Annotated in this window: 12 protein-coding genes; 5 read left to right on the top strand and 7 right to left on the bottom strand. The window is 60.7% G+C overall.

The genetic code is table 11. The annotated features are described in order from the left end of the window. Nucleotides 1-99: 99 nt before the first annotated feature. Together ABIE53_RS27210 and ABIE53_RS27205 are read right to left on the bottom strand one after the other, a co-directional pair. Entirely contained in the window at nucleotides 100-564 is a 465-nt protein-coding gene (locus ABIE53_RS27210; RefSeq protein WP_120296684.1) for a helix-turn-helix domain-containing protein, read from the bottom strand. A gap of 174 nt (nucleotides 565-738) precedes the next feature. Further along, the gene (locus ABIE53_RS27205) at nucleotides 739-1116 is read right to left on the bottom strand and encodes a DUF5372 family protein (RefSeq protein ID WP_376916384.1); all 378 of its coding nucleotides are present in this window, start codon (nucleotides 1114-1116) and stop codon (nucleotides 739-741) included. Here ABIE53_RS27205 and tnpB point away from each other — a divergent pair. The 3 genes from tnpB (at nucleotide 1038) to ABIE53_RS27190 (ending at nucleotide 9462) form a co-directional block, all read left to right on the top strand. Then, nucleotides 1038-1202, top strand: coding sequence for an IS66 family insertion sequence element accessory protein TnpB (gene tnpB / locus ABIE53_RS27200; protein ID WP_376916738.1), 165 nt, complete (start codon nucleotides 1038-1040; stop codon nucleotides 1200-1202). The two genes, ABIE53_RS27205 and tnpB, sit on opposite strands and share 79 nt — an antisense overlap. 51 nt (nucleotides 1203-1253) lie before the next feature. Continuing rightward, complete coding sequence (gene tnpC / locus ABIE53_RS27195; RefSeq protein ID WP_171800719.1) at nucleotides 1254-2852, top strand: IS66 family transposase; 1599 nt, start codon at nucleotides 1254-1256, stop codon at nucleotides 2850-2852. A 1345-nt stretch (nucleotides 2853-4197) separates the two neighbouring features. Next, nucleotides 4198-9462 (top strand): hypothetical protein, encoded by a 5265-nt coding sequence (locus ABIE53_RS27190; RefSeq protein WP_192699477.1) that lies wholly within the window; start codon nucleotides 4198-4200, stop codon nucleotides 9460-9462. A gap of 333 nt (nucleotides 9463-9795) precedes the next feature. Here ABIE53_RS27190 and ABIE53_RS27185 read toward each other — a convergent pair whose 3' ends face one another. From ABIE53_RS27185 to ABIE53_RS27175, 3 genes are all read right to left on the bottom strand, one after another. Continuing rightward, nucleotides 9796-10140 (bottom strand): hypothetical protein, encoded by a 345-nt coding sequence (locus ABIE53_RS27185; RefSeq protein WP_006046681.1) that lies wholly within the window; start codon nucleotides 10138-10140, stop codon nucleotides 9796-9798. Nucleotides 10141-10286: 146 nt separating this feature from the next. After that, a complete protein-coding gene (locus ABIE53_RS27180) occupies nucleotides 10287-11546 on the bottom strand; it encodes an MFS transporter (RefSeq protein WP_192699193.1) in 1260 nt (419 codons plus the stop codon). A gap of 198 nt (nucleotides 11547-11744) precedes the next feature. Next, nucleotides 11745-12647, bottom strand: a complete 903-nt coding sequence (locus tag ABIE53_RS27175; protein WP_053859282.1) for a LysR family transcriptional regulator — start codon at nucleotides 12645-12647, stop codon at nucleotides 11745-11747. Nucleotides 12648-12761: 114 nt separating this feature from the next. On the opposite strand from ABIE53_RS27175, the gene ABIE53_RS27170 reads away from it, so the two are divergent. Both ABIE53_RS27170 and ABIE53_RS27165 read left to right on the top strand, forming a co-directional pair. After that, complete coding sequence (locus tag ABIE53_RS27170) at nucleotides 12762-13187, top strand: (R)-mandelonitrile lyase (RefSeq protein WP_192699194.1); 426 nt, start codon at nucleotides 12762-12764, stop codon at nucleotides 13185-13187. Continuing rightward, complete coding sequence (locus tag ABIE53_RS27165; protein WP_192699195.1) at nucleotides 13165-13977, top strand: carboxymuconolactone decarboxylase family protein; 813 nt, start codon at nucleotides 13165-13167, stop codon at nucleotides 13975-13977. Before ABIE53_RS27170 ends, ABIE53_RS27165 begins: the two co-directional genes overlap by 23 nt. Before the next feature lie 24 nt (nucleotides 13978-14001). Here ABIE53_RS27165 and ABIE53_RS27160 read toward each other — a convergent pair whose 3' ends face one another. Together ABIE53_RS27160 and ABIE53_RS27155 are read right to left on the bottom strand one after the other, a co-directional pair. After that, nucleotides 14002-14586: a cation efflux transmembrane domain-containing protein gene (locus ABIE53_RS27160; protein ID WP_192699456.1), complete on the bottom strand. Its 585-nt coding sequence runs from the start codon at nucleotides 14584-14586 to the stop codon at nucleotides 14002-14004. A 28-nt stretch (nucleotides 14587-14614) separates the two neighbouring features. Next, nucleotides 14615-15661 carry a LacI family DNA-binding transcriptional regulator gene (locus ABIE53_RS27155; RefSeq protein WP_192699196.1) on the bottom strand — a complete coding sequence of 349 codons (1047 nt, stop codon included), beginning with the start codon at nucleotides 15659-15661 and terminating at the stop codon, nucleotides 14615-14617. Between the last annotated feature and the right edge of the window lie 40 nt (nucleotides 15662-15701).

Here is a 15701-nt window from a genome sequence, read left to right as displayed (position 1 = left end):
CTTCTATAGGCAAGACCTGACCAAGAGCAGCGGAACGCATCACCTCGTATTGCGCGGCAATCGGCGCCGACACGGTCGACGGCCAGGCACAGCATCCCGCTATTCCACCGTTTTTTTTACACCGAACGCTCGCTCGATCGTTCTCGGATGTACATCCAGACCAAATTCTTTGCGAACTAGCTTTGCCAGTTCGCGCGCCCGAAGTGGTTCTCCGGGCGTGTGTTGTAACTTGAGGAACGCCAACACCTCGCCCTGGATCTTGTGCGGACCATGCGGCCCTCGTTTCCTCGGAACCAGCCCTGCAATTCCTCCTTGCTCGAAGTCCGTTCGCGCCTGATAGAAGGTTGGCCGCGAAACACCATATTCATCGGAGATCTGCGTTATGGAGGCCTTCTCAACAGAGACGCGACGCAACATCTCATATTTGACCTGCACGGCGTCATGGGGATCGAAGAATCCACCCTCGTGGAACTTGGCATCGAGAACGTTCGACGGCGTTGGATTCAGCGTACCGTCCTCCGCGAGGACATCCGTCTTCGAGCGCTTGCGTTCACTGGGCGGCACATTCACTCCAAATAGTTGCAATCCGATGTAATTAAATTATGCCGCGAAATATGCTTTGTCAAGTTCTAAGGCGTCACGCTTATAAGCCTATTTATGCTGCATCATTTCCAACGTAGAAGACATAGCGTTGATTTCAGCGGCGTTAATTATCTTACATGTGCGGCAAAAATCCCTTTACGGCCAAGTACCGCTCCCGGCACGCCTGTACGAAAGACGTCTCACGAGTAGCGCAAGCTCCATCAAGTCGTTGACCGTCAACAAAGCGCGCGCTCGTCCCATGGAGATCTCGGGATCAGGTTCGCTCAAATCGGTCCACTTCGGAGGAACGGAGCAATACCTCTTGTCGTCGATGCGCAGCAGCAGACGTCGGCCGGACCGGTTATAGCGCTCACCGACACAGAGAAGTTGCTGTCCGCTGAACGGGTGGAACGGGTGGATGATGCGGACAAGATGTTCTGTCGCAGCCCCAGAGCCTGTATTTCGAGGTATGTTACAAACGACTGGAGCGTGGGCGCTTTGCCTGGCCTCGTGCTGACGGCGGTGTTGTTTCACTGACTAGCGCGCAACTCGGCCTGCTGCTCGAAGGGTTTGACTGGCGGCAGCCTGTCGATGCAGCCCGACCCTGCAGCGCTTTGTAAACGTATGTGACAACGCGCGCGTAGCGCAATGCACGCGCGTAAACTGCCTGCATGGCATCCAGCAATGCTTCCCTCCCGGACGACATCGAGGCCTTGAAGGCTCTCGTGCTCGCGCGTGAGGCGGCGTTACGCGAGCGCGAAGGTGACCTCGCGAATCTGCGCAACACCGTGACGACGCTGCAGAAGACGCTCTCGGACCGGGCGCTGGAGATTGAGCACCTGAAGTTGTGGATCGCGAAGCTCCAGCGCATGCAGTTCGGGCGCAAGTCGGAGAAGATTGATCGCCAGATCGAACAGCTGGAATTGCGTCTCGAAGATCTGCAGGCCGACGATGGCGCGGCGACTGTCGATGCACCGAAGCGGCCTCATCCTGAAGCCGGCAAGCCGACTGGACGCAAACCACTGCCGGAGCACCTGCCGCGCGAAGACGTTGTTCACCAGCCCGATGATGCGTGCTGCCCACGGTGCGGCGGCGCACTTGGCGATCTCGGTGAAGACGTAGCCGAGCAACTCGACTACGTGCCGGGGCATTGGCGAGTGATCCGTCATCGGCGGCTCAAGAAAGCCTGTACCTGTTGCGACTGCATTGTGCAGGCGGCTGCGCCCAGCCGGCCAATCGATCGCGGCATGCCGGGCCCCGGATTACTCGCACACGTTCTGGTCAGCAAATTCTGCGACCACCTTCCCCTGTATCGGCAGTCAGTGATTTACGCGCGTGATGGCGTGGAGCTCAGCCGTTCGACCCTCGCGGACTGGGTCGGCCAGTGCAGTGCTTTGCTCCGACCACTCGTAGAGGTCATTCGCCGGTACGTGATGGCCGCCTCGAAGATCCACGCAGATGACACGCCGGTACCTGTGCTCGAACCCGGGAACGGCAAGACCCGTACCGCACGTCTCTGGACGTACGTTCGGGATGACCGGCCAGCCGGCTCGAAGGACGCGCCGGCGGTCTGGTTCGCATACAGTCCCACAAGGGGTGGTGAATATCCACAAGCCCATCTGAAGGACTTCAGGGGAACATTGCAGGCCGATGCGTTCGCGGGGTACAACGCGATCTACGAGGGTGGTGATGTGCGCGAGGCTGCATGCATGGCGCACGCGCGCCGCAAATTCCACGATCTGTTCGTCGCACGCAGGAACGAGGTCAACACTGAAGCGTTGCGCCAGATCGGCGAACTGTATGCAATTGAGGCCGCGATTCGCGGCAAGCCTCCCGATGAGCGACGACGTGTCAGGCAGGAGCAGGCGCGCCCGCTACTCGATGCCTTCGAGATCTGGCTGCGTTCGACATTGAGTACGGTGTCGCAGAAAGGCGATACCGCCAAAGCCATCAACTACGCACTGAATCAGTGGGCGGCGCTCACGCTGTACGTCGATGACGGCAGCGTGGAAATCGACAACAACGCCGCTGAACGCACTTTACGTGCCGTCGCTCTCGGCCGAAAAAATTTCCTGCACTTCGGCTCCGACAGCGGAGGCGAACGCGGCGCCGCAATCTACACTCTGGTCGGCACCGCCAAACTGAATGGCCTTGATCCCGAGGCCTACCTGCGCAACGTCATCGCTCGCATCGCCGAGCATCCCGTCAATCGCGTCGACGAACTTCTGCCATGGGTCGTTGCCGATCAGCTTCACTTCGGCGTCGCCTGAATTCAACACGCTACGTTCAACTGTTCGATATCAACACGCTGTCAAGCACGGCTGCGGTCGGACGCTTACGCCGCATGTGAGGCTCCGGCCATCCTTGCAGGTAGTTCGAGAACGTGACGGCCGCCTCGCGCCGAAACACAGACATCTGTGCCGGCGCGCGGCAGACGCTCAGTCAAATTCTGCCCGCGACGGGTGATCACTCCCACCGCGCACGCACACTCCAGCCTCGACGTGATGCGTACTTCGGACACACTAATGCCCTGGAGCAAGATCGCCAAGAATCATTCCGGCAGCAGGCTTCGAAATGCGGACGGTATGTCAAATGAGTCATCGGCTTCCGTTAGCTCCGGAGGTGGTCCCGAACGTTCGGAATGCGTGTGAGTCTCCTCTGGAATAGAACGCGCCAAGCCACCAAGATGCTCAAAGACGATTTCATGATTTATCGAAAAGGTGGTATCGCAGTAGTCCGCCAACATCATCAACGTCATTTGAGCACGATTTCCAGCACCATCGATCTGAAACGCCTGGTCCTTGCCACCGCTTGATGTACCCGTGAGTCGCAGGGCGTCATCCCATATGTAAACAAAGTCCTGTCGCGTCCTAATACGAGGACCGCACTAGGCTGACCCGGCCGCGTCCTATGGCCAGTTGCCTAGACGTCGGGCCGCGCGCTCAGTAGTACGGCTCTGCTCTTCGCGCAGTATTGGAAGCTATCAAAATCTGGAAATCGACCGGCTACATTGGTATTTACATCACCGGAGACGACACCACTCAAGCCCAGGCCGCCGAGCTAAGTTTTAGCGAAGCGGACGGGGCCTCGTTGCGCTGCGAACGCCGGCTGAAAAGCAGACTGAGGAAAGTATCGACATTTCTCTATCAATGTTTGGTGCCACCATTGGTGCAGGGATACCTACAATCCTCGGAATACGCGAGTTGCCAAGCGAATTTGACATCCTATCGCAGAATGTGCTCTTGACAAGAAGGTACTGTCAGTTTATTCGAAACAGGCGCGCGCAAAAGCGTTGCAAAGGTTGAAAAGCAGGTTTGTTGGGCGTAGTCCCCCAGAAATTGATGGATGAGAGACAGGAATGCGTTCCTATGGGTGGTCTAGGGGTGCGGGTGAGTTTTGACACAGACTCAACACTCCGATGGCGCCCAACGCTGGGGGCACAGGTACTCCTCTGCTATTTTCTATGTCTCTATCCGCTCGGGGATCTCAAGGACACCAACCAGCTGGATGCCGAAGAACACGGTTCAAGCCCTTTATAATGCTGCGAGAAGGGCTGCCCCTGCTTCTGGCCGACAGTTCTGACGATAACTAAAAGCTACAAGCATTCGAAAGCTAATGGCCACAACTAAGAACACACCGCAGCCGAAGGCGCCCCGCGGCGGCAGCGCGAACCGCGCCGCCGCAACGCTACGGTCGACGAGCGGCGCCGGGTTCGAGTTCGAGGACCTGATAAGCGCCTGGCAGTTGGTGAAGGCCCTGTCAGGTGAGCAGGCACCGGGTATCGGTGGCGTGGTCACGCAGGTCCAAGCCCAAGTCTCGACCTTGGGGTGGCGCATCGACGACCTCCTGCTGACAGCCGAAGGCCCCGCGCCGCGGCGGCTTGCGATCTCTGCTAAGGGTAATTTGCAGGTGACCGCGGCCGGCCTCCCCGCTGACTTCGTGGCGCGCGCTTGGGAACAGTGGCGCGACCCGCATGGGCCGTTCAACCGCGCGGGCGACGGATTGGCCTTGGTCACGCTCGGCACCCACCAGGCGTTCGCCCCGGCGTGGACCGAAGTGAAGAACGCGTGCAGTGGCAAGGATACCGCGCTCGCTATGAGCCGCATCCACAGCAACACGAAACAGTCGAGCGTCTTCGACAGCGTCCAGAAGCCCGGCGGCGCGTCAGACGAGGAGACCATCAAACTCATTCGCCACCTGCATGTACTGCCGACCGACTTGCAGTTTGCTCACTCCGAGAACGAGAGCCAAGCCATCGCGCAATGCCGTCGCTTGCTCGCGTCTGGCCGTGACGACGAAGCTCAAGTTCTTTGGAAGAGCCTCGTCAATGTCGCCAAGGAGGTGCGCCTTCGCAGCGGGACCATTACTGTCCAGGGTTTGTTGTCCTTGCTCCGGGACCAATTTGGCCTCCGCCATCATCCGGACTTCGAGCGTGATTGGGAGACGGTCTTCAACATCACCGCGGACTACAAGGCTCGGATCGAGACGGAGTTATCTTCTGGCTACGCCGTCCCGCGGACAGCGGAGAAGGCGTCGCTCCAGGCTGCTGTCGCCAACCAGCTGAGTACCGTGGTCTTTGGGGAATCGGGCTCGGGCAAGTCTGCGCTGGTCAAGTCTGTGTTGGACAGCGCGTACCCATACTGGAACCAAGTGTGGGTCGGTCCGGAAGAACTGAAGACGGCGCTTACCGCCGCGCGCCGCAGCGCCCTCCCTCTGACGCACGAGCTCTCGCTGGTACTGAACGCTACGGTGAAGCCTCGGAATGTGCTGGTCATCGACTCTGCAGAGCGCATCGAGGCCGGCGAGTTCGCCGTCATCCGCCAGTTACTTCAGGCTATCTTGCCGAGCGACGGCGAACAGACTGAGGGCGCGTGGCGGGTCATCATCGTCACGCAGACGCAGAGTTGGGTCGAAGGCGAAGAGACGATACTCGGCGGGCGGAAAGTGCATCTCGTCGAGGTCGAAACGCTCAAGAGCGATGCCGTGAAGATGGCGCTTCTGGTTTCGCCCACCTTGAGCTGGTTGGCCGCGCACGACGACACCATTGCGGCACTGACGAACCTGCGGACATTGGCGTGGGTTACCAAGGCGGGTGCGGCGCTGGCGTCGAACGCCGATGGACTAGCGTCTAACACCGCCATCGCCGACCGTCTTTGGAAGTATTGGACGAAGAACCGCGCCGACGTGCAGGCATTGATGATGCGCCTTGCCCAGCGAGAAGCATCGTTCGAGCGGAGCTTCGCGCTGACCGACTTGGAGCCGGCGGATACGGCGACGTTCGCACAGCGACCCGATGACCTCCCGCTGCGCCTGAACGAGCGGACCAACCGCATTGAGTTCGAGCACGATCTCGCGGCGGATTGGGCGCGCTTCCAGTTTTTGAAGCAGATCTGGACTGACACGCCGCAGTGGGCCGCCGTAGCCAGCAATCCGCTGTGGACGAACGCACTCCGGATGCTTGGCCAGTTCTTGCTACGACAGCCGGCGGAGACTGGCACGGCCTGGGACGTCGCCTTCGGGCCCGCGGAGGCCGCGAAGAACGAGCTGGCAGGCGATATCCTCCTTGATGCGCTCTGCTTGGACCCCGGCGCTGAACGCTTCCTGACCGAACGCGTCGACCTCCTGCTCGGCGACGGAGCTAAACACCTCACGCGGCTGCTTATGCGCTTCCACCACACCGCGACCGTGCCGACCGGCGGCGGAATGCGTCCGAACACGGCGGTCGACTTGTACATGGAAGCGCAGTATCGCTCGGTTGTCTTGGGCCGTTGGCCGCCCGTTCTCCGCTTCCTTATCGCGCAGCGAGAACGAATGGCTGGGCTGGTTTCACCTGCTGTTGCTAAGGTTATCGAGACCTGGCTGACGAGGACGCCGCACACGCTGAGCAACGGCAATCCGACGCCGTTCCGCCTCGAGATGGTGGAGATGGCGCTCGCCATGGCTCGGACCGTGCAGGTCGAGAAAGGCCACGGCATGATGTACCTGACGCGTGAGCCGTTGCTGTACACCGCACCACTGTCTGGCGCCGCAGACCTACCAACCGAGGTCGGGGCCTGGGCGCTCGAACTCGCGGGACGCCGACCGGTCGACGCTGACGTTAACCGGCGCATCGCTGAAGTTCAGTTAAAGAAGGCGAAGGCTCACGCCGAGCTTCTAAAGACGGGTACCGAATACAAAGCGCGGCACGAAGAACGGAAGCAGATGCCGCGCTCCCTCGGGTCGTTCCTCGAGCGATTGCCGCCCTGGTCGCTAGGTGCCAACGACAAGGTCGACATGGATTTCCGGACCGCCTGTCTCAAGGAGAACGGCATCCAGCATCTCATGCGTGCGCAGCCTGGGCTGGCGGCCGAGGTCCTGCTTGCGCTCATCATCGAGGACCAGCCGGAACGGAGGTACCGATCCGAGCCATTAGAAATGGATCTCGGCCTCGAATACTCTCAAGACGCGTACCCGACCGCATTCTGGAAAAGCCCGTTCTTTCCTTTCTTTCAACTGGCCCCGGAAACAGCGCTCTCCTCGCTTATCGTGCTGGTGAACTTCTGCACAGAGCGCTGGGTCGCCGAGGTCATGAAAGGGCGAACCGGCGGAGCTCCTGGAGTGATACTGCAATTTCCGGACGGCTCGGAAAAGACGTTCCTTGGCTGGTGGCAGGTATTCGGCTGGCCGCAGCAGAACTCGATGCGCAACGGAAACCTGTTCTGCGCACTCGATGCGTTGGAGCGATGGCTTACACTGCGGCTTGACGCAGGTGAGGACATCACCTTTGATATCGAGAGACTACTCAGCGAGGGAAACTCCGCGGCGATCGTCAGCGTGCTCGTCAACGTCGCCAAGTATCGGCCGTCGCTCCTGACGGGCCCCCTCGCGGCCCTGATTACTTTCCCGAAGCTGTTCGATTGGGACCGTGACCGCGTGACGCAGGTAGGCTACAACTTCATCGGCTGGAGCTGGCTCCAGGGCGGTCAAGCGATGTTCGACTTCGCGCGTGATTGGACCTTGGCGCCCCATCGCAAGCAGAAGTTCCTCGATGTCGTTGTCGAACTCCTGTTGGCCGACGGCAACGTTGCCCGGCGTCTTCAAGCGCTACTGCCTACCTGGGCCCTGCCTGAAGACCCGAAGGAGGCGTTGGAGTTCAAGCTGCTCTTCGCCGCGCTCGACCGGGCCAATTATCAGACCGTCACCGACCCGGCGACGGGCTTGGAGACCAAGGTCATCGCGTATCCTGAAAAACTCCGCCTCGAAGTGTTGTCGTGGCAGACCAACAGCGCGCCAACCCTCGAGTACCTTCTCCTGCCAGACCGGTGCGAGCAGAGGCTCCAAGGCGGTCAGCCGCTCACCGACGAGGAGGCCTCATACCTCTTTAGTCTGCTCCAGGAGTGTGACGCCGGCGCGGACACCCAAGATGAGGACGCGAAATCGAAATGCCGTTTTGCCTCAGCCGGCACACTCGTCGCATTGGGCGGCGCTTGGCTCGCCCGGAACCCCGAAGTCCAGAAGCGCGCGCTCGAAGTTGTGCGCGCCGGTGTGGCGTCGGTCGCATCGACAGGAGAAGATATTCGCCGGCGGCGCATGGAGAGCCTCCGCGACCAGCTGAAGTTCGTCGCCTACGCGGTCATGCACCTGTGGCTCGCTGATCGAGATGGCGTTCAGGAATGGGAGGCCGGCGTCCTGCGCCTTCTGACGAGCGGCGACACGCGAGCGGCCGCCGTTGTGGTTGGCGTCGCCTACGCCAATCGAGAGCAGCTTGGCACAGCATGGTGGCGGCTGCTCCGCGCCGGGCTCTTATGGTCGGGCCTGATCCTGCTCGCCCCGCACCACGGCGATGGCGACGATGCGGAGCGCGCCTGGAGGGTGTGGCTCGCGCGGCTTCGGCGCTTTCCGCTCCGTGGACCGAGCGCGACGCCAGATGAGCTCGATTTCAAGCGTGTCGTCGCGGGCCGAGAACGTTTGGACTTCCAGCGCCGCACGCGGCTCTACAATGCCGGCGACGAGACTTGGCGCGGAAAGCCGGAGCGCGAACAAGGCGGTTCGCTAGACGATCACTTCCTCGCGCTACTGTTTAACTGGCTAATCGCAGACGATGGCACCGGCGACCGTGATCTCGACACGCGCTTGGCGCTGCGCATCTGGGATTACGACGCCACGCGCGCGAAGGCTCGCGACAAGAAGTATGGCGTGTACGACTTGCCGAGCCAGAACCTCGGCTACGACATCCTTCAGAAGCTGGGAGCGCTGTCTATCGCGGCGCCCGTAGGGGAAGAGCGCGCAGTTTGGGAACCGGTTCTTGCCCACGGACCGGCTGCCCACTATGCGCTGCAGCACTTCATTCGCGGCTTGTTCCTGCGCCTCGGGAAAGGTGACGACCCGGTGGCATTCGAGCGCGTCTGGCGGGCTACCGCGGAATATGGCCTCGCAGCCGATTGGTCTCAATCTGGCCTCTGGTTCTACGGCGAACGCTTGATTTGCGACCTGCTTGGCTTCGGAAACGAGGACACCCTGTCCCGGCTGAACCCGGGCGCGGCCTTGCGGATGGAGGATCTCTACAACAGCTGGGCCGCCGCACACCTGGCTCTCGACGAAGAATGCGTCACCCGTTTCTGCCGCTTCCTCACGACAAAGTTCGGAGCCCCACTTCGGCTTGACGGGCTTCGCTTGCTCGCCGCCATGCTGAAGGAAGGCGAGCCTTCCAGTCGCTGGTACCGCGACAGTACTGGCGATGCATTGGTGGCGTTGGCGGCGGCGGCACTGAGTTCCGACATGTCGGCCCTGTCGCAACATGTTCAGGCGCGGCAGGCGCTGATCGAGATAGCTGCTGCCCTTGCTGCGATGAACGTGCCAACCGCCCTAGCTATCCAAGAGCGCATTAAGCAGCTGCGATAGCTGTCGACAAAGGCTTTACGGCGTTAGTGCGACGAGCGTTCGCTCACGCCCTCAAATCATGGCCAACTCAATCAGGTTCCCGACGCAACTAGTCCGGTTGGCGGTCACTTTTAGACGCAGAGTGCGCGCAGCTTTCCGGGCATCAGATCAGATTTTGTTTTCAAAGAGGGGCGATCCGGATCGTCCAGTCGGCTCAGATCTATTTGCAATCCGCGCTTGAAGATTATACCCAATAGCTCAACCAAATCAGGCACTTAAACGGATTCTCGAGAACAGGTTTTATTTACGAAGAACCATTGGCGAAGTCCGCAGGAAGAGACAGTATGAATCCGGTCAGATCGCTTCCTGGCACAGCGCCATCATGCGCTGAACCATCGTGCTCGCTTCGTTCAGTTCCATTTCGCTCGTAAAGAGCGCCTGTACATTCGACAGGCGCACGGCCACGCCCGCGTCGATCAAGTCCTGGCTTGCGATTTTCAAGGCGAGTTGCCCGATGCGCACACGCTCGAGCCAATGCATGGTCGTTCTATTTTTTGCGAGCCATTGGCGGCAGCACTGAACGACGTGATCCACGCGCCACTCGGCGCTAAGCGCATACGATGCCGCCGCGATCGCCACGAGAAAGCACAGCAACTCCGCACGCGTCGCCGGAGTGTGTGTCGAGTCGACTTTTTTCATCCGCGTGATTTTTCCACCTGTCCTGTTCAACTGTGAGCACTTCGACTCGCACTTGCCGACCGTATCCGGCCGTATAAATAGTCAGCTTCGTGAATTGAGGGCGCGCGCGTCGAAATCAACACCCGCGCCTTCTGAATGACCAAAAGCTACACGCGGCAGTTGCATTCGGTGCACGCCACCGCTTCAGGCGCAGGCTTCCTCTCGCCGCTTCTACCGAAGCTCGCGAGCGCCGCAAGTCCGAGCAACGCGAGGCCGCTGCCGAACAGAAAGTCCGTCGCAATGCCCACGTGATCGACCACGATTCCGCCGACGAGCGAACCCACCGCAATCGCCACCTGAATGATGCTCACGAAGAGCGCGGAGCCGGCTTCCGGAGAATCGGGCGTCGCGCGCTGAATCCAGATGCTGAAGCATAGCGGCAGCGCGCCGAACGCCACGCCCCACGCGAGTACGAGCGCAATGACGCCGGGCGGCGAATGCTGTAATACGGGCAGCAGAACAAGCGCGAACAGGAGCAGCGAGATCATCGCACCAAGGGAGATTTTCAGACTGCGCGTAACCGTCGACGAAACAGCGAAGTTCGAAAAGAAGCCGATGATGCCGAAGCCGAGCAGGAGCCAGGTAATGGTCGGCATCGTCAGGTTCGCATTGCGCAGCAGGAACGGCGTGATGTACGTGTACGACGAAAAATGCGCGCCGAACACGAGGCCCACCATCATCATGCTGCGGCGCGGATGCGGCCTGCGCAGCAGCGAAACGAGATCGTGCAAACGCAATGCGGCGTTCGAGGGCAGCGACGGCACGAACAGGAACTGCGCAATCAGCGCACTCGCGACGAGCCCGCCCGTTGCCATGAACGACGCGCGCCACGACGCGAAACTCGCGATGAACGTGCCGAGCGGCACGCCGATCACCGTTGCACAGGCGACGCCGGTGAGGATCGTCGCCATCGCGCGCGCCGAGTCTTTCGGCAGCACGAGACGCCCGGACGCGGCAGTGGCGAGCGTCCAGAAGCCGCCGAGCGCGGCGCCGAGCAACGCGCGACCCACCAGCATCACAGTGAAATTCGGCGCGAACGCCGAAATCAGATTGGATGCCAGCAATAAAGCCGTGAGCAACAGGAAGACGCGCCGCCGATCCATGCGGCCCGCGACCAGCATCAGGCCAGGCGCAGAAATCGCGGCGATCACGCCGGGCACCGTGACCATCAAACCGGCCGTGCCAGGCGACACGCCGAGATCGGCGGCGACGCGCGGCAAGAGTCCGACCGGCAAAAATTCCGTCGTCACGAATGCAAAGGCGCCGATTGCAACGGCCACAACGGCGAGCCATGAACGCAAGGGCGACGACGCTCGGTCGTCGTCGGGCGCGACCTCGCTCGCCGGCAAATTATCTTCTCTCAACATGGGTGACGCATGCTCCATCGTGATTCGTTGAAATCAAGGAAACCTCGCGAACAAAGGGGTTTTTTCATTGCCTCGCTGTCCGGTATCCTTCAGCGCAATTGAGCAAGATACAGCAGTTTGGCGGACTTCGTTTGGACACGAACGCTCTCGCGGCAAGCGTCGCGAATGACAAACACGCCGCGCGATTGAGCACTGTCCTTATCGAGTTCGCCCCGTAAAGCCGGCCTTCAGTGCATCGACGACGAGTTCAACCGCCCTCGACGACTTATGGCGGCTCGGATAATAAACATGGTGGCCGACAAATGTCGGAAACCAGTCTTCGAGAACCCAGGCGAGACGCCCGGCCTCGACATGCGGCTCCACCAGTTTCTTCGGCACGTACGCAAGCCCGAAGCCGGCGAGCGCCGCCTCGACCATCTGATAGACGTTATTGAAAGTCAGTTGTCCCTCTACGCGAACCTGTAGCTCGCGCCGCCCCTTACTCAACTCCCAGGCCAGCAACGAGTTCATGGTCGGCAGCCGCAGATTGATGCAGTTGTGCCGAGTCAGATCCTGCGGTGTTTTCGCCACGATTCTCGACGCGAGATATTCCGGCGATCCGACTATCGACATCGTCATATCGGGCGCAATGCGCATCGCGATCATGTCTTTCGCGACCTGGTCGCCGAGGCGCACGCCAATGTCGTACCCGTCCGCGACCAGATCGGAAAGCCCATAGTCGTACACGAGCTCGATTTTGATCTCCGGGTATTGGTGCAATAGCGTTTGTACTCGCGGCCAGACGTATTCGTTTGCCGCGTAGTCCGTCGTCGTGATCCGAACGCTTCCGGCGGGCCGGTCCGTCATTGCACGCAGCGATTCAAGCTCTGCCTCGATGTCCCTAAGGCGCGGTCCGATTGACGAAAGCAGCCGCTCGCCCGCCTCTGTCGGCGCGACACTGCGCGTCGTGCGAGTGAGCAACGGCACGCCCATTCGCGCTTCGAGCGCGCGCACCATGCGACTCAGAGCCGATTGCGACATGCCTAGCTGCGCGGCTGCACGCGTGAAGTTCCGCTCATGCGCGACTCGCATGAACGCGGCCAGTTCGTTGAAGTCTTCCATCTCGATTCATGCACCATTGCATAAGACCATGCCAAGTTTGCCACCTAGTCGCATGAATGGCGAGACGTTACATTGATGTAATGCACCGACCCACCTCGACGGAGAAGCAGCACGATGGAATTGAAGCGCGCGGGCTCGCAGCCCTCTATTAAAGGCCCTGACGAATGGTTCACCGGCACTGTCCGCATCGATCCTTTGAATGCTCCGCCGCCGCCTGCACGCGTGTCGTGCGCCAGCGTCACGTTCGAGCCGGGCGCGCGGACCGCGTGGCACACGCATCCGCTTGGCCAGACGCTGCTCGTGACGGCCGGTTGTGGCTGGACGCAATGCGAGGGCGAGCCGCGTGCGGAGATTCGTGCCGGCGATGTGATCTGGTGCCCGCCCGGCCACAAGCACTGGCATGGCGCGACATCGACTACCGCGATGACTCACATCGCAATTCAGGAAGCGCTCGACGGCAAGAACGTCAATTGGCTCGAGAAGGTGACGGACGAGCAGTACCTCCAATCGGTCGGCGATGCGCAACACCGCCAGCCATAACCTCGTTCTCCGCCGGCCTGCGTTAATCGCGGCACTGAGCGCGTCGCTCTTTGTCTGCGCCTGCGCACCTATTAAAGGGAGTGGAAGTATGCAACAAGCACCGTCCGTTGCGGACTTGAAATCGGTATCTCCAGCGTTCGCGCGATACACCGCGAACACTGTGTTCGACGGTCTATGGAAGCGGCCGCTGCTCTCGCCGCGCGACCGCAGCATCGTCACGCTTTCGGTAATGATCTCGCGCGGGCAGACTGCCGACATGCCATTTTACTTCGGGCTTGCGCTAGACAATGGCGTTAAACCAGCCGAGATCTCGGAGATGATCGCGCATCTGGCGTTCTATTCCGGGTGGGGCAATGCAACCGCTGCATCGAGCGTGGCGACGCGCATCTTCGACGAAAGAGGCATTGGACCGGATCAGATTCCTGATGCCGACGTGACGTTACTGCCTTTAAACGAAAGCTCGGAACAGCAGCGCGCGCGGATGGTCGAGGAGAACTTCGGCGAAGTCGCGCCCGGTGTCGTTCAGTACACGACCGATGCACTGTTCCGCGATTTGTGGCTGCGTCCGGGACTCGCGCCGCGAGACAGGAGCCTCGTGACAGTGAGCGCACTGGTTGCAAACGGTCAGGTCGCGCAGATTCCGTATCACCTGAACCGCGCGATGGACAATGGGCTCACAAAGGAAGAAGCGTCCGAGGCATTGACCCAATTGGCCTTCTACGCGGGATGGCCGAATGTATTCTCGGCAATGCCTATGTTCAAGGATGTGTTCGCAAAGCGTGCGGTGTGACGGATCAATTGCGGCGCTGCCCGCTCATGTCTGCGCAGACCGATGCTCGTCCCTCGCAGCGAGCCAAACTTCCTTCGCGGCATCTGCATTGACAATGGCGATTCCGAGTCCGACCAGAAGGTCGGGCCAGCCAGAACGCCAGAACAACGTGACGAGTCCCGCGAGAATGATCGCGATGTTCGCGAAGGCGTCATTGCGGGCCGACAGGAACGCCGCGCGAGTAAGGCTGCCCGAATGGTGCCGGAATCTGGCGAGTACAACCGCACACGCGAGGTTGACCGCTAAAGCTCCGAGTCCGGTGCCCGACAGCAGCCAAGGCTCCGGCGGTGTCGGTGCATTGAACTTCTGCCATGCGGTCCAGAGCAGCGCCAACGCAGGGACTAATAGAATTGCCGCGAGCACCATGCCGGCACGCGCTCTATTGCGCACGGACCATCCGAGAGCGGCGAAAATTAAAAAGTTGACCGCGGCGTCTTCGAGAAAATCGATGCTGTCGGCGAAAAGCGAAACCGATCCAATTCTTCGCGCCACGAAGAACTCGACGAAAAAATACGCGGCGTTTGCCAGAGCGACGCCGGCCACGACCCGACGCAGTAGCGGCTGCGTCATTGCAGATGATGCGTTCGGCTGCATCGCATCAAGCCTGCGTCGATTCACCGGTGGGAACAGCCTCCACTCCACGCGCCGGCCCCACCGACTCGCGCATCGTCACGCTGACCGGAAACTCGCGGAATATCTCCCACGTGGTTCGATAGCACTGGTTGATGAGCCAGCGCACCGCGTTTTGCGTCAGTTCGGCAGTCGGAATATGCACCGATGTGAGGCCGGGCGCGGCATAAGCAGCGGAGTAATCGTCGTCGTAACCGATCACCGACAATTCGTGCGGCACTGAAACGCCCGCCTGATGAAAACGCGCGAGCGCGCTAACAGCCATCGTGTCGTTTGCGCAGAAGAGACCCGTAAAACGCTGCTTCGAATCAAGCAGTTTTTGCGCGGCCGCATAGCCGCCTTCCGGCGAGAAGTCCGATTCGATCAAGGTCACGTCGCCGCGCGCAATGCCCGCGCGCGCGAGTTCGGCAAAAAAACCTTCGAGCCGCGTCATGTTGTCCGACGCGGTAAAAGGCCCTGAAATCACGGCGATTTCGCGATGCCCGTGGTCCAGCAGTGTGCGCGCAGCCAGCTCGCCGCCATGCCGATGATCCGCGCAAAACGACGCTTCTGGAAACTGATCGAACGCGCGATTCAGAAAAACCATTTTCGGGTGCATCCGATGCAGCATGATGAGGTCTTCGTCATGCAGATCGTGGCTGATTACCACGACGCCATCGCAGTCGCGGCCAATCAGAAAACGCACGGCCTCGATGGCCTGCTCGCGCGGCGACACTTCGCCGCAGCCGGTTGCCACGACCACATGACGTCGCACGGCGCGCAGTTCAGTGTCGGTCTGCTTGAGGATCGTGCCGTAATATGAGCCGAAAAACGTCGGCACGAAAATGCCGATCATGCCGAGCGACTGCGTCGCCATTGCGCGGCCGATGGACGATGGGCGGAAATTGAGCTGCTCGATTGCGGCCCGCACGCGCGCGGCCGCGTCGCCGGAAACCGGCCCTTTGCCGGAAATAACGCGCGATGCGGTCGACATGCCGACACCGGCCAGCGCCGCGACATCTTTCAGTGTTGCCACACGGTTCTCCGTCACCCAGGCGGGTTTCATCCTACTCTGA

Origin of the sequence: Paraburkholderia sp. OAS925 (assembly GCF_040543975.1) — a bacterium.
Taxonomy (GTDB): domain Bacteria; phylum Pseudomonadota; class Gammaproteobacteria; order Burkholderiales; family Burkholderiaceae; genus Paraburkholderia; species Paraburkholderia graminis.
The sequence above is the reverse complement of the archived record's forward strand: the minus strand, read 5'-3'. Positions and strand labels throughout refer to the sequence as shown.